Source organism: Actinoplanes sp. CA-015351, assembly GCF_050955685.1.
Taxonomy (GTDB): domain Bacteria; phylum Actinomycetota; class Actinomycetes; order Mycobacteriales; family Micromonosporaceae; genus Actinoplanes.
This window is the reverse complement of the sequence record NZ_CP192102.1, coordinates 3,829,763-3,846,700: the sequence shown is the minus strand read 5'-3', so window position 1 is coordinate 3,846,700 and position 16,938 is coordinate 3,829,763. Positions and strand designations below refer to the sequence as shown.

The following is a 16,938-nucleotide window of genomic DNA, read 5'->3' as shown; positions in this document are numbered from 1 at the left end:
GTCAACCCCATGACGTCGTTGCGCAGCGTGAAGCGCTCGACCCTCAGCGAGGATGTCTACGAGACGCTGCGGTCGGCCGTGCTGGAGCACAGCCTCGCCCCCGGTGACCGCCTGAACATCGACGGTCTCGCTCGCGAGCTGGAGGTCTCCCCCACACCGGTCCGCGAGGCCCTCGCCCGCCTGGAGTCCGAGGGGCTGGTCCGCAAACGCGCGCTCGCCGGTTACACGGTCAGCCCGCTGCTGACCCGGGAGGAGTTCGCCGACCTGTTCGACATGCGCCTGCTGCTGGAGTGCGCCGCCGCCCGCCGAGCCGCCGCACACGCGACCGAGGCGCAGCGTTCGTCGCTGGTGGCGCAGGCGGGTGGCACCGTCCTCGACAACGGCGACGAGAAGGCGTGGCACGCCGCCTTCACCGCCCAGGACGCGCAGCTGCACCGGCTGGTGGTGCAGTCGTCGGGCAGTCCGCTGCTGCTGGAGGCGTTCACCCGGCTGCATGCCCATCTGCATCTGCACCGGCGCTATTTCCCGTATTCACACACCGCTGTCACCCACCAGGAACACCGCGACCTGGCCGAGGCCATCGCAAACCGGGACGCGGAGCGGGCCGAGGCCACGATGCGGCAGCACCTGAGGCAGGCACGCGACCGCCACCTGGTCGCGTTCACCCAGTGAGCAGTGCGGATCGCCCAGCCAACACCGCGTCGGCAACTGGACTGGGCCCGCCGGCCGAAAGCACTGTGGTCGAGTGAAGCCGGCGGGCCCCGCCGGCTGCCACGCCTCGACGCCTCGTCGGGTGACCCTTCTCGCCGTCCGGGGCCGAGACGGTGACAGCTGCGGCAGCTCAGGAACCTCATCGCCGTGCCGAAATGGGGCTTGTGAGTGCCATGGACATGCACCATGCCGTCGCGCGCGAGCCTGGCCCGAGCCTTGACGACGTGCTGCGTGACGGTGCTCTGCACTGCGTCTACCAGCCGTTCGTCGACGTCGACACCGGTACGGTGCTGGCTTTCGAGGCGTTGCTGCGGGGACCGGCCGGCACCAGCCTGCAGTCCCCGCTCGCGCTGCTGGACGCCGCTCGGGAAAGCGGCCGGCTCGCCGACCTGGAACGGGCGTCGCTGCGGGCATCGCTGCAGGATGCCGCCGGCATGTCGCAGGGCCGGCCGGTCACCCTGTTCGTCAACCTCGAACCCACGACGCTGACTCAGCGGCTGGACGTCGTCCTGGAGGCGGTCGCCACTCGCGCCGAGCACGTCCAGGTGGTCGTCGAGATCACCGAGCGCGCTCTCGCCGAGGATCTCGCCGCGGTGCTGTCCGGCGCCGAAAAGCTACGCGCCGCCGGGTGCGCCATCGCTCTGGACGACGTAGGGGTCCACCCGGAGTCCCTCGCGTTCATTCCGCTGCTGCGCCCGGAGGTGGTCAAACTCGACCTGAAACTCCTGCGTACGGTCAAGGATCCGGTCACCGTCGCCGGGGCGGTACGCGCGTACGCCGAGCAAGCCGGCGCCGAGGTAGTCGCCGAAGGCATCGAGACGCCGGACGACCTGACCCGGGCGCTGGTGCTGGGTGCCACCCTCGGCCAGGGCTGGCTGTGGAGCCGCGGCGAACGCCGGTTCCCGCCGTCGGCGTTTCGCCCCGAACGCTTCGCGGCGCGCCCGATCGGCGCGGCCCTGCGCGCCACGCCATTTCAGCTGGTCAGTGCCGGCCACCGCATCCGGCACGCGCCCAAGCACCTGCTCGTCCCGCTGTCGAAGACGCTCGAGCTCATGGCGCTGCACGCCTCGGTGCCTCCGGTCCTGCTCGCCGCCTTCGAGCACGTCCGGTTCTTCCGCCCGGCCACCAGCCGCCGCTTCACCACGCTCGCCGAGCACCTGCCGTTCGTCGCCGCGCTGGGTGTGGACATCACTGCAGAACCAGCCACCGGGGTACGCGGCGGCCACCTCGCCGTCGGCGATCCGCTGGCCAGCGAGTGGACCGTCGTGGTGCTCGGCGCCCATACCGCGGCGGCGCTGATCGCCCGCGATCTCGGCGACACCGGCACGGACGCCGACCGGCAGTTCGCGTTCGCCGTCACGTACGACCGCGCGCTGGTCACCGCCGCCGCGCATTCCATGGTCGGCCGGCTCACCAAGCACTGAACCCTGCCGATCCCGGTGAGGTCGTGGTGAGCCCGGTCAGGCGCTGGTGGCCTCGCGGATCTCGTCGGCGTCACGGGAGACCGCGTCGGCGTCGTGGGCGAGGTCCGCATCGTCAGCCGGTTGCGGCACGCACAGCAGCAGCGCCTGCGGCCGTACGCTGACCAGCAGCTCCTTGCCGGGATCGATCAGGTCGCCGTCGAGCTGGCGCGGCTGGGACCGGTTGCTGCGGATCTCCACGGTGGAGGCGGTGAACGTCTCCATCCGCGCGACGGAGCCGGTGCGGCGCAGCACTCCCCAGGCGAGCGCGAGCCAGTGCCGCAGGTTGCGCGGGCTGAGCACCGCGACGTCGAGCTTGCCGTCGTCCGGCTGGGCGTCCGGGAGCAGCCGCATCCCGCCCTGGAGCCGCCCGACATTGCCGACGATCACGGTACGCGGGCGCCGGGTGAACGCCGGTCCGCCGTCGAGTGAGATGGTGACCCGCATCGGCCGGTCGCGCAGGTGCTGGACGGCTCCGGCGACGTAGGCGAGCCAGCCGACGTGCTTCTTCGCGGTGTCGTTCGTGGCGTCCAGCATCTTGGCGTCGAAGCCCATGCCGGCCATCACCGCGAAGCTCTGCTCGCCGACACATCCGACGTCGATGCGCCGGCGGCCGCCCTGCAGGACGACCTCGATGCCGGTGGCCAGGTCACCGCTGAGCCCGAGGTTGGCGGCCAGCAGGTTGCCGGTGCCGGCCGGCAGCACGGCCAGCGCGACGTCGGTGCCGGCCAGCGCGGAGACACAGGCCATCACCGTGCCGTCACCGCCGCAGGCGAAGACCACCTCGGCGCCGTCCCGGGCGGCCTGGGCGGCCTGACCGGAGCCGGGATCCTCCACGGTGGTCTCCAGCCACATCGGCTCGGGCCAGCCGGCCGCGGCGAGCGCTTCGGTGATGGTCCGGCGCAGTTCGTCCAAGTCGGGAACCTTCACCGGGTTGACGACGACGGCTGAGCGCAGCGCTGTTTCCATGGGGGTCCTCAGGCTCGATGGTGTGACGCCCACCAGTACCCGCAATGGCCGCGACTCAGTCCGGCATTTCGGCCGGCTGGTGCGATCGCGGTGTGGCGATCGAGAGGGTGGCCATGCCGTAGAGGACGGCGACAGCGCCGAGCAGCATCGTTGTCGCGCCGGCGCCGCAGAACGCGGCAACGGCGATGGCGCTGACCAGCCACGGCAGCACGTTCAGTCGCCGCGGGCAGCCCACGACGATCTCGGCGGCAGTGGCCACCAGAAGCCAGCCGATCATCGCCACCGTCCCGGAACCGGGCGGTCCGAGCCCCGCCGGCCCGGTGGCGATTCCCATCAGCAGGGCGGCCACCGAGACGATCAGGTACGCCACCGGCCCACGATCAAGCAGTCGCTCGCGGCAAGGCGGAAGACACATGCCGCGCAGTCAACTCAGCTGCCGTAGACACCACGATGACAACCGATGAACGGGTCGACGCGGGGCCGGCACACATCAAAGCCTGCATCCGCGCAGGTTCTGCCCCTTGTCCTGGAGTGACCTAACCCCTACCCGCCAAGGGTACGAGGTGGTGAGAAGGCACACCCGGCTCGCGCTTCCGCGCCGGGACACCGCCCGCTACGTTAGTTATAGGTCAACCACTAATGAAGGAACGCCAATGAGTGACACCCTGGTTTCCGAGCAGCGATCCCTCGCCCAGCACGCCGTCGCCGAGCACCTGCGGCTGGTGTCATCCGGGCAGATCGACGAGTGGATCGAGCTGTTCACCCCGGACGCCGTTCTCGAGTTCCCCTACGCCCCGGCCGGCGTTCCCCGTTCGGTTCAGGGACGCGACGCACTGATCGCTCACATGAAAAACTTCCCGAAGACCTTCGACGTGCGGTTCGTGGACCTGGTGTTCCACCAGACCACCGAGCCGACGACGGCGATCGCCGAATTCCGGTCGACGGGACGAGCGGTGACCACGGACAAGCCCTATGAGCAGACCTGCATCTCGGTGGTTCACACCGACGAGGCGGGCCGGATCACCCACTATGTCGATTACTGGAACCCGCTCGTGGCCATCGAGGCGCTGAACCCCGGCACGGACGGAGCCGGCGCCGACCAGGTCGCGTTCGGCAGCTGACGGAGTCCGGTGCGGCGCGGGGCACCGGCCCCGCGCCGCACCGCCGTGATTGACTGTCGGTCATGCCCGCACCCGGCTCCAGCGAGAAGAGCGACAAACGCCGCCAGGCCGTCCTGGAAGCCGCGGTCACATGCTTCGCCCGCAAGGGCTTCTACGGAACGACGACCAACGAGATCGCCGAGCGCGCTGGCATCTCCCAGCCGTACCTGTACCGCCTGTTCGCCAACAAACAGACGCTTTTCGCTCACGCGGTCTTCCACGTGTCCGAGTTGATGACGAACACCATCGCCGCGCACATCGCCGAGGCCGGACCGACGTCACAGCCGCCGGCGGCGAATCTCCGCACGGCCCGGTCCGCCTACGGTTCCCTGATCCAGGACCGTGAGGTGCTGCGATTCCTCATGCACGCCAACTGCGCGGCTGACGAGCCTCTCGTCGGTGACGCTGTGCGGTGGTGCTACGCCAAACAGGTCGAACTCGTCAGTGAACTCGTGGGATCCGACGAGGCGGTCCGGCAATGGTTCGGCGCCGGCATGCTCGAGAACGTCACGCTGACGCTGGGCCTCGCCGACATCGACGAGCCCTGGGCGCGCACCCTCACCGGCGACTGATCCGCGAACCCGGCACCTCCACGATCACGCATCGGGCGTCGTGCCCGGTCAGCGTGAGGCCGTCGTGGTTGCCCAGCAGCATCAGCTGCCCGGCGGTGGCTTGCTGGTGCCCGGCGGTGGCTTGCTGGTGCCCGGCGAGCAGCGTGCCGTCGAGGACGAACACGGCAACGGTGTCCGCGGTCACCGGAATCGGGCCGTCCAGACGTGCGCGGGTCAGGCGAGCCGGCGTACCCATGGGGGCCATGAGGTTGAGCAGGTGGGTGACCCCGCCGGATGTCGGACGCGCCGTCGCCGGCGCCTCGCCGTCGTAGTCGACGACGACGTCATCGGCGACAGTGATGGCGTCACGATCGCCGATGACCATCTCGACGGACGGTCCGGCAACCGCCGTCGACCATCGCCACAGACCGGGAAACCGGGAGAAGGCGCAGGCCGTGGTGATGTCGGCGAGGCTCAGCCGCCAGCCGGTGCTACCGGTGGCGAGTTCCCGGGTGCTGCCGAGGCCGTTGCGCCACGGCCGCCGTTCGACATCGCCGGTGGCGATCACCGTGGGCGTGGCGGGGTCATTCGTCCTGTTCACAAGCACGAGCACATGATCTCAGCCGTCCGAAGGACGGCTTCGACGGCTGGCGCGCACTGCCCGACCCGTTCGCCGGCTGTTTCCCGCCGGCCGGCAACTCCTGCACCGCCAGGGAGAACCCGCGGTGAGAAGCGGCTTCGGCCCGGCGAGCCCGGTCAGGCGATGTCGATCGCGTCGAGTTCGGCGAAGTTGACGCCTTTTCCGTACGCAATGGTGTTGGTCCCGGCCTGCAGGCTCACGGCCCGTTCGCTGATCTGCCAGTTGTCCCAGCCGGTGAAGGGGTACTCGACGGTTCCGGCGCTCGTGCCGTTGACGAACAGGGTGTGCCCGGCCGCACCGGCGTCGGAGCCGTTGGCGTACCGGGTGTACAGCCGATAGGTGCCGGCCCGGGGCACGTGGACGGTGAAGGTGACCCGGCTGTCGTCGAAGTCGATCCCGCCGACGACCACACCGTTGCTGGCGCCGCCGGTGGCGTACCGGGCATTGGCGCGGGTGAAGCTGGCGTCCTCGGCCTCGTACCGGATCTTCGCGCCCTCCACGACGGGCCGGCTACCGTGCCAGTCGAGCCGCTGGGAGTACATGGCCCGGTAGGTGAAGCCGGAATTCCAGCCGTGGAAGACGATCCGGTCCTTGCCGTCCGGCCCGGTCACCACGTCCTGGCCGCCTGGGCCGCGCACCGTGCCGGCGAACGCGTCGGTGGTCATCAGCGGCGCCGCCGCCTTGGTGTACGGCCCGCGCAACTGAGTGGAGGTCGCGTAACTGCTCACGTAGCTGCCGTCGCCGAAGAAGTTGGCGGAGTAGAAGAGCACGTATGTGCTGCCGTGTTTCCACAACGTCGGCGCTTCGACGAGGATGCCCTCGAACGGCTTGTTCTGTTTGATCAGCTCGGTCTCGGCGCCGACCCGGCGCAGCCCGTCGGCGCTGACCTGCTGAAGGTGCAGCCAGGTGTCCTGGGAACAGCAATTGCCGTCGTTCTTCCACAGGATGTACCGGCGCCCGTTCTCGAAGAACGAGGAAGCATCGATCGCGCCACCCGTCTCCGGGGTGCAGACCAGGGCGGTGTCGCGCGGTACGAACGGTCCGCCGGGCGCGGTCGCGGTGGCGGCGCCGATGCACTGCTTGCCCGAGGCCCTGTCATGCGCCGTGTACCACATCACAAAGCTGCGCGGTCCGGCCGCGAACACCTCCGGCGCCCAGACTCCGTGATCGCCGGATCCGCCGGGCGGGAACGACCAGTCCGGATCGGCCCACGCGCCCAGAGCCGGCAGGGCGTCGGTTCCCTGGACCGCCCAGTCCGTCAGGTTGGTGGAGGTGGCCCACGTGATGTTCCGGCCGTCGCTGTTGGTGGCGTAGGCGTAATAGGTGCGGCCCACCTTCATGATGTCCGGATCGGCGAAATTCTGATCGATCACCGGCCCGGAGGCGACAGCCGCCGACGGTGTCGCCGAGGCGGTGAGCAGACCGGCGGCCAGGGCCAGCGCGGCGGTGACGGCGGTCGCCAGGCGCACGGGTAAAGCGATCATGAGAGTCTCCACGGAGTCGAGGGACATCCATCATGGTCATTTCCATCGAATTACTGTCAAGTGAAGTTATTCGATCTATTGTGCGCCGCCCGGGCGGTGCGCCTCTGAAACGGTGAACAGATCGCCGGGCTGGCACTGCAGCGCGTCGCACAGGGCCGTCAGGGTGCTGAACCGCACGGCCCTGACGCGTCCGTTCTTGAGCGCCGAGAGGTTGGCAAGGGTAATGCCGACCCGGTCGGCAAGCTCGGTCAGCGTGAGTCCACGCTCGGCCAGCAGCTTGTCGATGTGCACCTGCACGCGGTGCTCGCCCTCGGGTGGCATCACACCACCTCGTCGAGTTCCGCACGAAGTACCTGACCTCGGCGGACGATCTCACCGAACGCAAACATGAGGAACCCGCCGAGCAGCCACGCTCCGGGGACCGCGAAGGACAACGGCGCATAGGTTCCCAGGGACGCGACCGTGGCGCTGAGCGCGAACTCACCGATGAACTGCAGCACCCACACCACCGGACCACCGACAACAAGCAACAGCCCGAGTACGCGAAAACGGCTGACGATGTTCCCGGTGAACGGGTCGCCACGGCGAGCCCGGCCGACCAGACGCCAGAGCAGCACCAACGCCACCGTCAGCAGCAGGACACTGGGGAGCGTCGCCAGCAGTTCCCAGGCTCGTTGCACGCCGGTCGGCTGATCCAGGTGCAGCCGGAGTCCGGAGTCGACGGCGGTTCCCGCCGGCAGGCCGAGCGCCACGCCCTCACCGCTCGCCTCCACGTCCACCGCCTGACCAGCCAGAATGCCGACGGTTGTCACCGCACATCCGATCCCGGTCAGCGTCGTGGCTATCGCCAGCAACCCGTGGAGCTCGTCCAGCCAGTCCGGCCTCCGCAAGGACGCACGCATGATGACCACACCCCTATTTATCGATAGTCGATGCATCGACTATCGATAAGATACCGAGGTCTGTCAATACCGGAACGCCCGCACCCTGCGACGCCACTCCTGCGCATCAGACGTCAGCCGGACCCGGCAGAGCGCTGTCCAGCCCGCCACGATTTCCCGCCGGATCCGCCACCCACCCGGCCACGGCCGCTCCGGTCACTGCCGGATGGCAAGATCGTGTCTCATGATCGTTGATGCTGACGTGCCCGGCACGCATCCGGATCTCGTGGAGGCTCGCCCGTGAGAGCGGTCATCGTCGCGGCAGCGGTCGCGTTCATCGTCTCGCTGCTGCTCACGCCGGTGGCGATCCGGGTCTTCACCGCGCTCAAGGCCGGCCAGCCGATCCGCTCCCTCGGCCTCGCCTCGAACGAGGGCAAGAAGGGCACCCCCGCGATGGGTGGTGTCGTGTTCATTGTGGCGACCCTCATCGCGTACGTCGCCGGGCACGTGGCGCTGACCACGCTGCCCGAACGGCAGATCGCCCAGGAAAAACCGACAATGACGGCCCTCGTCCTGCTCGGCCTGCTCGTGTTCTGCGGCGCGGTCGGCTTCGTCGACGACTTCCTCAAGGTCCGCCGGCGCAACTCCGACGGTCTGTCCGCCAAGGGCAAACTGCTCGGCCAGGCGATCATCGGCACCGGATTCGGCATCGCCGCGCTCTACGTCGCGAGCACCAACGGCCAGACCGTGGTCAGCGAGAACATCTCGTTCATCCGGGACATCAGCTGGCTCAACGTCGGCAAGGTCGGCTCGGTGATCGTGTTCGTCTTCGTGATCACGGCGATGTCGAACGGCGTGAACCTCACCGACGGCCTCGACGGCCTGGCCACCGGCGCGTCGACCCTGGTGCTCGGCGCGTACGCCCTGATCGGGTACTGGCAGTACCGGCACTGGTGCGCCGACGAGACGTACGCCCGCGCGAACGAGTACTGCTACCAGGTCCGCGATCCCCTGGAAATCGCCATGATCGCGGCAGCGGCGGCCGGCGCCTGCGTCGGCTTCCTGTGGTGGAACACGTCCCCGGCGCGGATCTTCATGGGCGACGTGGGCGCGCTCGGGCTCGGCGCCCTGATCGGCGGGCTCGCGGTGGTTACCCGCACCACACTGCTGTCGATCCTGATCGGCGGGCTCTTCTTCATCATCACGATCACCTGGGTGATCCAGATCGTCTCGTACCGGACCACCGGCAGACGCGTCTTCCGGATGGTGCCGCTGCACCACCACTTCGAACTGGCCGGGTGGAGCGAGGTCAACATCGTGGTCCGCTTCTGGACCATCGCCGGCGTCTGCGTGGCGGCCGGCCTGGGCCTGTTCTACTCGGACTTCCTGGCGGCAGTCGGATAACCACAGAGGCGCAGCGGAGCGGCGAACGCTGCCGTGCGGCCGGGCCGGACCAGGAAGGAGACGTCCGCGCCGGCCAGCCGCAGGTGGTAGCCGAGCGACATCCCGACCGCGCCCGTGACACCGAACTCGTCGCCGCCGCACTTTCATCGATCCGAACGCTTTACGACCGTAAAGTGCCATATGTGCCCGCTACCCCCGGCACTCACGCACCCGCAGGGTGTAATCGCTGAGGTGCCCTGTCCGTCGTCCAGTTCGGCCACCGCAAGGTCGTGAGCCACGACCGCGATCACGTACCCGCTCCTGCTGCCGGCGTCCATCCACACCCGGACCGTTCTTTCGCGCGGTAGTTCGCGCGGACCCACCACCAAGATCACTCTCATACTTCGCCCCCTGCCAGGCCCGGAGCTACGCTCTCGCTCCTATCTGACCCGGCGGAGGTGTGAACACTGAAGCAGTGTTCACGCTGAACACGGGTATTCTGAACACGTGGGTGAACCTGCGTACCGAAACATCGCCAGCGCGATTCGCGCCGACATCGAGGCGCGCCGGTTGGTCGAGGGTGACCGGCTGCCGACCGTCCGGGAGCTGGCGCAGCGCTTCGGGGTGCCGACCGGCACCGTGTCCAAGGCCGTCGACATCCTGCGCGCCGACGGTGTCGTCGTCGCCAAGCACGGCCGCGGCCTCTACGTGCGCACGTTCAGTCGCGTCCTTCGCTCATCGCCTGACCGGCTTTCGCGATCCTGGTGGACCGACGGGAAAGCGATCCAGGACCACGACACGAACGGGCGGCTCCGTTCGGTCGACGTGGTCGTCCGGGAAGCCCCGGCCTCCGGCGACATCGCGGAAGCGCTCAACGTGCCGCCGGGCGCGGCGGTGCTGACCCGGGCACGTCGCTTCGCCATCGAAGATCGCATCGTGCAGACCTCGACCAGTTACATTCCGCTTGATGTGGTGGCCGCCGTTCCGGCGGTGGCCTATACCAACCCGGGGCCCGGCGGCATGTACGCCCGGATGGCCGAGGCCGGCCTGGCACCGGAGACGTTCCGGGAGACCCTGGTCTGCCGGATGCCGTCGGCGGCCGACACGCAGACAATGAACCTCCCCCAAGGCACACCGGTGGTCGCGATCACCCGGTACGCGTATACCGGGGATCGGCGCTGCGTCGAGGTCAACGAGATGGTGCTGGACTCCAGCGCATACACGCTGGAATATTTCTTCACCGCAGCAGGCGACCGGCCTTCCCGCTGACCGCCTGTTCCAGGGTGGCGCGGATGGCGTGCACCGAGGCGAGCGCCGCCACGGTGCCGCCCTCCAGCAGGAAGTCGGGCGCGCAGGCGGTGTCGAGGCGCTCCGTTCCGCTCTGGACAGTCGCTGCGACCATGGAGGGCACAGTCCGGATCCGGCGGGGAGGGCGGCGTGCAGATCATCGAGGTGACCGAACTCGGGGTCCGGTCGGCCGTCATCCGGCTACGGTGTCGTGGCTCGGCGCTGCAGTTCGTGCTGTATCCGATGATCCATATGGCGAAGCCCACGTTCTACGCGGCAGTGTTCACCCGGCTCAAGCGGGCGGACCTCGTCGTGGTCGAGGGCGTGGGCGGCGGCCGGCGGAAGCACTCGGTGCTGGTCAGCGCGCTGACACTCAGCTACCGCGTGCTCCGGTTCAACCGGCAGGCGAAGCTGGTCGAGCAGGATATCGATTACCGTGCGCTGGGCGTTCCGGTGGTGCGCCCGGACGTCAGCCTCGAGGATTTCACGGCCGGCTGGCGGCGAGTACCGCTGTCGCACCGGCTGATGATGTGGTGCGTGCTTCCTTTCGTCGTGGTGACGCGCCTCTTCGGTGGTACCCGGATGATCTGGTCGCGGTCGGCGGAGCTGAACGACCTGCCCTCGCCGGAAGAGGAGGACCTCAGAGAATGGTCACCTCACCTCGATGCCGCTTTCGCCGGTGATCGCGACAGTCGCCTGCTGGCCTGCCTCTGCCGTCTGCACGAGGAGCGCGGTACGGAGAACATCGAGGTCGCCGTCGTTTACGGCGCCGCTCACGTGCCCGCCATCGTGCAGGGGCTGATGAATCGGTACGGCTACCGGCCACGCTCCGCGGACTGGCTGGTCGTCGCCGACGTGTGATCAAGACTCGGCAGCATCGCGGGGATGAGCCGGGCCGGCGGCGGCAGCGGGCCCGCTTCGCTCGTCGCGCGGAATGCCTCCAGTGCCAGCCCGGCGAACCGGTGCGCCGCCGCGAGCCGGGCGTCCAGTGAGGCGACCGGCAATCCGCGCGCGGCCAGCAGCATCAGGACCAGGTCGTCGAGGACGAAGTCCGGCCGCAGCGCGCCCGCGTCGATCGCACGCCGGCACAGCCCCTCGACCGACCGCAGAAGGACCCGGCGATGATCCGGCACGCTCACCCCGTCGGGCACCGACGACAAGGCGTCGACGAAACCGCGGCTTCGCGCGTTCAGCTCGGTGGCGCCCTGGATGATCGCGCACAGCCCGCGCCACGGATCCGGGTCGGCGCATCCGTCGCGGACCAGCGCGGCGCAGGCCCGCATCTCGGCGTCGAACGCGGCGTCGATGAGCGCCTGCTTGGTGGCGAACCGCCGGTACAGCGTCGCGGGACCGACCTGCGCCCGGCGGGCGATCTCGCGCATCGGCACGTCGAGGCCGCGGTCGGCGAACAGCTCCCGCGCCGCCTCCAGCACGCGATCCCGGTTGTCCCGCGCGTCGGAACGCAGCATGTGAGGCACATTGTCGGCCATGACCTCTCACTTTACCGAAGTGGACGGGGGCGTCCGCTACGGTCACGGTAAGTGTCATGAGAGCGGAGAAAAGCCATGAAAGCCATCAGCATTCGTACGTTCGGAGACCCGGAAGGGATGGCGCTGATCAACGTACCGGAGCCCCTTCCTGCGGCCGGACAGGTGCTGATCGAGGTCGAGACGATCGGGGTCGGCGGTGTCGACGCGGTCATCCGGCGTGGCACGCTCGGCGGGTACGGGTTCTCGGAGGGGTTCGTCCCGGGCAGCGAGGTGGCCGGCCGGGTGGTCGCCGCCGGTGACGGCGTGGACCCGTCGTGGATCGGCCGGCTGGTGTGGGCGTTCACCGGAACCGGAGGAGGGTACGCCGAACGCGCGGTAGCCCGTCTCGAGGACGTGACCGTCCTGCCGGAGGGTTTGTCCCCGATCGACGCGGTGGCGCTGGGCGGCGCCGGTCCGGTGGCTCATTTCGCGCTCGCGCACGGCCGCTTCGATGCCGGCGAGTCGCTGCTGATCCGGGGCGCGGCCGGCAGCATCGGCATCATGGCGGTCCAGCTTGCCGCCCTCGGCGGCGCCGGCACGATCGCCGTCACGACGGCCTCCCCCGAGCGTGGCGACCGGCTGCGGGAACTCGGCGCCACGGCCGTACTCAATCGAGCCGGAAAGAGCGCCGGAAAGAGTGCCGGTGAGGATCACGGTGAGGGCGCCTCGGCGCCCGCAGCCGAATTCGACGTCATCCTCGACATCGTCGGCGGGCACGCGACCGCTTCGTTCATCGACCGGCTCGCGGACAACGGCCGGATGGTCGCCGTCGGCGTCGTCGCCGGGCTTCCGCCCGCCGATTTCGGCAAGGCGCTCTTGGGTACGTTCCAGCGCTCCCGCTCGTTCGCGACGTTCAGCCTGAACACCGTGGCCACCGGCGGGCGCAACCGGATCCGGTCGGAGCAGTTCGCCGCCGCAGCCCGCAAAGACCTGCAGGCCGTGGTGCACGCTGTGCTGCCGCTCGACGGCGCCGCTGACGCGCACCGCCGGATGGATGCCGGCGAGGTGTTCGGCCGCGTCGTCCTGACCGTGTGAAACATAGGGCAATTGTCGAAGCATCACAACCTGCGCACATTCCTCGCCGACGCGGAGAACCGCGGGTTGCTGCGCCGCAACGGCGGCGAGTACCGGTTTGCGGATCAGCTGATCCGCGACCACCTCGCCCGATGACCGCCGCCGGGTGGGAAGAAGCAGCCTCGCTCAGAGCAGACGACCGCTGTTCTGCGCGGCCCGGGCCCGGACCGCCGCCGAGAAGACATCGTCGTCGCCGCTCGGGTCCTCGGTGTACTGCGCGTACAGCAACCGGCAGGCGTGAATCCCGATCAGCAGGTCTTCCAGCAGATCCCGGGCCGGCCGCGACGGATCCAGCGGAGTCAGCCGCACCGGCGGGTCCTCGGCGTCGCCGGACAGCTCCTCGTCGTCCTCGTCGTCCCCGTCGTCGCCGCCGCTGTCGTCATAGGTCAGCGACCCGTCCGGCGGCGCCAGCCCTTCCGCGATGAGCATGGCTTCCGAGACAAGATCAACGACGATTTGGTACGGCGTACCCATGATCTCGAAAAGCTCAAGCACCAGCGTCGGCGTGCGGTAAGGCAGCGCCTCGATGTCGTCAGCGGACGCCACGACCAGCTCAGCCGGGATGCCCGACAACTCGGCCGTGACGTCAGCGGCGGCCTTGAGCCAGTGCGCCGCCGCGACAGCCGCGGCGGTCGGTTCGAGCTCCATGAACAGCTCGCGCCCGCCCAGCGGATCCTTGTCCAGGATCGCGTCGGCGGCGGCCACCTGCGCCGGGCTGGCATCCGCCCGGCTGAGCACCACCGCCTGCACCGCCCGCCCGGCGAGATTGCCCAGCTCAGCCTCTTCGACAGCCCGGATCTCGGCAGCGACGTCAGCCACCACGGCCTCGGTCAGCGGGCTGTCACCGATCTCGTGCAGCGCCCGGCCCAGCCGGTGGCCGTACTCCTGCACCGGGTCGAACTCCACGGTCACGTACCCGGCGTCGTCCACCAGGTTCGGGCTCTGCACCGCGGCGACAACGGTCGAGAACCCGTCCCGGGTCTGCTGCCGCCGCCAGCCCTCGGTGTTCACGTCCAGGCTGCCGGCCGCACTCGCCGGGTGGGTGTAACAGCGCCACAGCGCCTCGGACAGGTTCGACATCGCCGCTGCCAGATGCATCCGCTGGCTCGAGGCGGCCGGCCCCGGCAGCGCGGCAACGATCGCCGCCCGATGCCCGTTTCCCGTCGCCCACGTGCGGATCAGGGTGTTGTTCTCGTCGTCAACGGCGTAGCTGGTCACTTTTTACATTATGGCCCTCCCACCCACCCCAGGCGGCACGCCGCCGGCTTCCTTCCTTGGGTACGGGATAAACAGCCTGCTCAGCAAGCCCAAGTGTCCCCGTGGGTGTGCCGGTCGCCCCGGGCAGGAGGGGCGCCAGCTCCCCACCACGTGAGTACGCGGCTCCGCCAGCAGCAGTGTTCGCGGCGGCCCTTCGATCCCCGCACCGCGCTCTGCCCCGCACCGCTCCGCCCCGCACCGCTCCGCCCCGCACCGCTCGGTCTGGATCTTGTGGACTTCCCCGCAGACGTGTCCGCACAACTCCACAAGATCGAACAGGCCCAGCCGATCTTGCGGAATTACCCGCAAACGGTTCGCCGAAATCCACAAGATCGAGCAGGCCTAGCCGATCTTGTGGAGTTACCCGCGAACGGTTCGCCGAAATCCACAAGATCGGTGAATCCGCGTTTACCACGTCGAACCCGCGAAGCTCCGCGTTGCCACGTCGAACCCGTGAAGCTCTGCATTGGCCGAACCTTGGAGACCCGTGGGGCAAAGAACACCCGAATAGGGCATAGAGCACCCACAAGTCTCCAAGATCCGGCACTGTCTACCTGCCGTGGTGGCAGAGCATCACCACGACGCTCGCCAACCACCTGACATCGACACGCCACGGGTGGCCGGCCCGCAAACTCGTGCACTCGTGGTCGATCAGCCGTCCAAACCGCACAAGATCTCCGAGCGGTGTCGCGTACCGAGAAACCCCCGCTGGGCCGCCGAGTCCTGCGCGTCCGGCAGCCGGCTGCAGCCACGCGGTGATACGCGGCAGCCCGTCCTCGACGGCAATGACACCACCAGCGGAATCGGGCGGTCGCGTGATCACAGACGACAACGGTGGAACCCCGCCAGGGGTTCCACCGTTGTGCTTGCCGAGGTCAGCCGCGGGTCGGGCTCTGCTTGGTGACCGGGTCGATGGCGACCTCGTCGAAGGCGGGCGCGCCGTCGATCGCGTCGGCGGCGACGGCGGCTGAGCGGGCCGCATCGGGCAGGTCGAGGCTGGTGCGCAGGGTGACCTGCGGCAGCAGCAGCGCGGCGATGACGCCGACCACGCCGATGACGGCGGAGATCAGGAAGATGTGCCCGGTCGCGTCGCCGTACGCGGCCCGGACGATGTGCTGAACGGCCTCCGGCAGCGCGGTGAGGTTCAGGTTGCTGCTGCCGCCGCTGCTGCCGGTGGGAACCCCGGCCACCGCCAGATCGTGGGTGATCTGGTCGGTGACCCGGCGGGCCAGGACAGCGCCGAGCACCGCGATGCCGACGGTGCCGCCCAGCGAGCGGAAGAACGCCACGGTGGCGCTGGCCGCGCCGATGTCCTTGAGCGCCACGGTGTTCTGCACGACCAGCACCAGGTTCTGCATCGACATGCCGACACCGGCGCCGACCAGGAACATGCCGGCGCCCACGTACCAGAGCGCGGTCTCGTGGTCGATGGTGCCGAGCATGCCGAACCCGGCGACCAGGACGATCGACCCGGCCAGGATGTACGGCTTGATCCGGCCGGTCTTGGTGATCAGCCGGCCGCTGACGATCGACGAGACCAGCACGCCGCCCATCATCGGGATGGTGAGCAGCCCCGCCTCGGTGGGGCTGTAACCACGGCCGATCTGGAAGTACTGGCCGAGGAACACGGCGCCGCCGAACATCGCCATACCCACGGCGAGGCTGCCGAGAATCGCCAGCGCGGTGGTCCGCTGACGCACGATGTTCATCGGGATGACCGGCTCGGCGGCGCGGGACTCGACCCAGACGGCGAGCGTGAGCAGCACCACTCCCCCGCCGACCATGGCGGCGCTCTGCCAGGAGATCCAGGCGAACGAGTCGTCGACGAAGGAGATCCAGACGAGCAGGACGCTGACACCCGCGGCGATCAGCGTGGCGCCGACGTAATCGATCTTCACGTTGTCCCGGCGTACCGTCGGGAGGTTGAGGGTGAGCTGGAGCAGGACCAGCGCGATGAGCGCGACCGGCACGCCGACGAAGAAGCACCAGCGCCAGCCCAGCCATGACGTGTCCACGATGAGCCCGCCGAGCAGCGGGCCGCCGACCGTGGCGAGCGCCATCACGCCGCCGAGGTACCCGTTGTAGCGGCCGCGTTCGCGCGGCGGGATCATCGCGGCGATCGCGACCTGGACCAGCGCCTGCAGGCCGCCGACGCCGAGGCCCTGGAAGGCGCGGGCGGCGATGAGCTGTCCGGCGCCCTGCGACAGTCCGGCCAGGATCGAGCCGATCAGGAAGATCACGATGCTGACCTGGATCAGGATCTTCTTGTTGAACAGGTCCGCGAGCTTGCCCCAGATCGGGGTGGTCGCCGTGGCGGTGAGCAGCGTCGCCGTGACCACCCAGGTGTACTGGGTCTGTGAGCCGTTCAGCGATCCGATGATCTTCGGGAGCGCGGTCGAGACGATCGTGCTGCTGAGCAGGGCGACGAAAAGCACCAGCAGCAGGCCGCTGAGCGCTTCCAGGATGCGCCGGTGGGACATCGGCTCGGTGCTGGTGGTGGTGGCGGCGCTCATCGCGCGTTCTCTCCCGAGGGGTCGGAGGGGTGTTGCCGC

At 69.1% G+C, this 16,938-nt stretch carries 20 protein-coding genes; 9 read left to right on the top strand and 11 right to left on the bottom strand.

The genetic code is table 11. The features are described 5' to 3' along the window. The first annotated feature begins 9 nt into the window (after positions 1-9). Together ACQP2E_RS17470 and ACQP2E_RS17465 are read left to right on the top strand one after the other, a co-directional pair. Positions 10-672 (top strand): GntR family transcriptional regulator, encoded by a 663-nt coding sequence (locus ACQP2E_RS17470; RefSeq protein WP_433832943.1) that lies wholly within the window; start codon positions 10-12, stop codon positions 670-672. 194 nt (positions 673-866) lie between these two features. After that, on the top strand, positions 867-2,135 hold the full coding sequence (locus tag ACQP2E_RS17465) for a sensor domain-containing phosphodiesterase (RefSeq protein ID WP_433832941.1): 1,269 nt from the start codon (positions 867-869) through the stop codon (positions 2,133-2,135). A 36-nt stretch (positions 2,136-2,171) separates the two neighbouring features. On the opposite strand, the gene ACQP2E_RS17460 is transcribed toward ACQP2E_RS17465, so the two are convergent. Together ACQP2E_RS17460 and ACQP2E_RS17455 are read right to left on the bottom strand one after the other, a co-directional pair. After that, on the bottom strand, positions 2,172-3,140 hold the full coding sequence (locus ACQP2E_RS17460) for a diacylglycerol/lipid kinase family protein (protein ID WP_433832939.1): 969 nt from the start codon (positions 3,138-3,140) through the stop codon (positions 2,172-2,174). A gap of 55 nt (positions 3,141-3,195) precedes the next feature. Then, positions 3,196-3,510, bottom strand: a complete 315-nt coding sequence (locus ACQP2E_RS17455) for a hypothetical protein (protein ID WP_433832937.1) — start codon at positions 3,508-3,510, stop codon at positions 3,196-3,198. A gap of 283 nt (positions 3,511-3,793) precedes the next feature. Here ACQP2E_RS17455 and ACQP2E_RS17450 point away from each other — a divergent pair, with 283 nt between their 5' ends. Both ACQP2E_RS17450 and ACQP2E_RS17445 read left to right on the top strand, forming a co-directional pair. Further along, positions 3,794-4,261: a nuclear transport factor 2 family protein gene (locus tag ACQP2E_RS17450; protein ID WP_433832936.1), complete on the top strand. Its 468-nt coding sequence runs from the start codon at positions 3,794-3,796 to the stop codon at positions 4,259-4,261. A gap of 62 nt (positions 4,262-4,323) precedes the next feature. Further along, on the top strand, positions 4,324-4,872 hold the full coding sequence (locus ACQP2E_RS17445) for a TetR/AcrR family transcriptional regulator (protein WP_433832934.1): 549 nt from the start codon (positions 4,324-4,326) through the stop codon (positions 4,870-4,872). Here ACQP2E_RS17445 and ACQP2E_RS17440 read toward each other — a convergent pair. From ACQP2E_RS17440 to ACQP2E_RS17425, 4 genes are all read right to left on the bottom strand, one after another. Then, complete coding sequence (locus ACQP2E_RS17440) at positions 4,859-5,452, bottom strand: HutD family protein (RefSeq protein ID WP_433832932.1); 594 nt, start codon at positions 5,450-5,452, stop codon at positions 4,859-4,861. The genes ACQP2E_RS17445 and ACQP2E_RS17440 overlap by 14 nt on opposite strands. A gap of 155 nt (positions 5,453-5,607) precedes the next feature. Further along, on the bottom strand, positions 5,608-6,975 hold the full coding sequence (locus ACQP2E_RS17435; RefSeq protein ID WP_433832930.1) for a family 43 glycosylhydrolase: 1,368 nt from the start codon (positions 6,973-6,975) through the stop codon (positions 5,608-5,610). Positions 6,976-7,050: 75 nt separating this feature from the next. Continuing rightward, positions 7,051-7,296: a helix-turn-helix domain-containing protein gene (locus tag ACQP2E_RS17430; RefSeq protein ID WP_433832928.1), complete on the bottom strand. Its 246-nt coding sequence runs from the start codon at positions 7,294-7,296 to the stop codon at positions 7,051-7,053. Then, positions 7,296-7,877, bottom strand: coding sequence for a DUF2975 domain-containing protein (locus tag ACQP2E_RS17425; RefSeq protein ID WP_433832926.1), 582 nt, complete (start codon positions 7,875-7,877; stop codon positions 7,296-7,298). The genes ACQP2E_RS17430 and ACQP2E_RS17425 overlap by 1 nt, the downstream gene beginning before the upstream one ends. A 279-nt stretch (positions 7,878-8,156) precedes the next feature. On the opposite strand from ACQP2E_RS17425, the gene mraY reads away from it, so the two are divergent. Beyond that, positions 8,157-9,260 carry a phospho-N-acetylmuramoyl-pentapeptide-transferase gene (gene mraY, locus ACQP2E_RS17420; protein WP_433832925.1) on the top strand — a complete coding sequence of 368 codons (1,104 nt, stop codon included), beginning with the start codon at positions 8,157-8,159 and terminating at the stop codon, positions 9,258-9,260. Here the strand turns inward: mraY and ACQP2E_RS17415 are convergent. Beyond that, a complete protein-coding gene (locus ACQP2E_RS17415; RefSeq protein ID WP_433832923.1) occupies positions 9,230-9,361 on the bottom strand; it encodes a hypothetical protein in 132 nt (43 codons plus the stop codon). The two genes, mraY and ACQP2E_RS17415, sit on opposite strands and share 31 nt — an antisense overlap. Positions 9,362-9,746: 385 nt before the next feature. On the opposite strand from ACQP2E_RS17415, the gene ACQP2E_RS17410 reads away from it, so the two are divergent. Beyond that, complete coding sequence (locus ACQP2E_RS17410; protein ID WP_433832921.1) at positions 9,747-10,508, top strand: GntR family transcriptional regulator; 762 nt, start codon at positions 9,747-9,749, stop codon at positions 10,506-10,508. Here ACQP2E_RS17410 and ACQP2E_RS17405 read toward each other — a convergent pair. Next, positions 10,477-10,641, bottom strand: coding sequence for a hypothetical protein (locus ACQP2E_RS17405; protein ID WP_433832919.1), 165 nt, complete (start codon positions 10,639-10,641; stop codon positions 10,477-10,479). The two genes, ACQP2E_RS17410 and ACQP2E_RS17405, sit on opposite strands and share 32 nt — an antisense overlap. A gap of 35 nt (positions 10,642-10,676) precedes the next feature. On the opposite strand from ACQP2E_RS17405, the gene ACQP2E_RS17400 reads away from it, so the two are divergent. Then, the gene (locus ACQP2E_RS17400) at positions 10,677-11,387 is read left to right on the top strand and encodes a hypothetical protein (protein ID WP_433832917.1); all 711 of its coding nucleotides are present in this window, start codon (positions 10,677-10,679) and stop codon (positions 11,385-11,387) included. Here ACQP2E_RS17400 and ACQP2E_RS17395 read toward each other — a convergent pair. Further along, positions 11,342-11,995, bottom strand: coding sequence for a TetR/AcrR family transcriptional regulator (locus ACQP2E_RS17395; protein WP_433832915.1), 654 nt, complete (start codon positions 11,993-11,995; stop codon positions 11,342-11,344). The two genes, ACQP2E_RS17400 and ACQP2E_RS17395, sit on opposite strands and share 46 nt — an antisense overlap. A 96-nt stretch (positions 11,996-12,091) precedes the next feature. Here ACQP2E_RS17395 and ACQP2E_RS17390 point away from each other — a divergent pair, with 96 nt between their 5' ends. Together ACQP2E_RS17390 and ACQP2E_RS17385 are read left to right on the top strand one after the other, a co-directional pair. Continuing rightward, entirely contained in the window at positions 12,092-13,090 is a 999-nt protein-coding gene (locus tag ACQP2E_RS17390) for a zinc-binding dehydrogenase (RefSeq protein WP_433832913.1), read from the top strand. Positions 13,091-13,102: 12 nt separating this feature from the next. Further along, positions 13,103-13,225, top strand: a complete 123-nt coding sequence (locus ACQP2E_RS17385; protein WP_433832911.1) for a hypothetical protein — start codon at positions 13,103-13,105, stop codon at positions 13,223-13,225. A 30-nt stretch (positions 13,226-13,255) separates the two neighbouring features. Here the strand turns inward: ACQP2E_RS17385 and ACQP2E_RS17380 are convergent, their stop codons facing one another. Further along, positions 13,256-14,347, bottom strand: coding sequence for a hypothetical protein (locus ACQP2E_RS17380; RefSeq protein ID WP_433832909.1), 1,092 nt, complete (start codon positions 14,345-14,347; stop codon positions 13,256-13,258). Positions 14,348-15,261: 914 nt separating this feature from the next. Further along, a complete protein-coding gene (locus ACQP2E_RS17375; protein WP_433832907.1) occupies positions 15,262-16,899 on the bottom strand; it encodes an MDR family MFS transporter in 1,638 nt (545 codons plus the stop codon). Positions 16,900-16,938 lie beyond the last annotated feature (39 nt).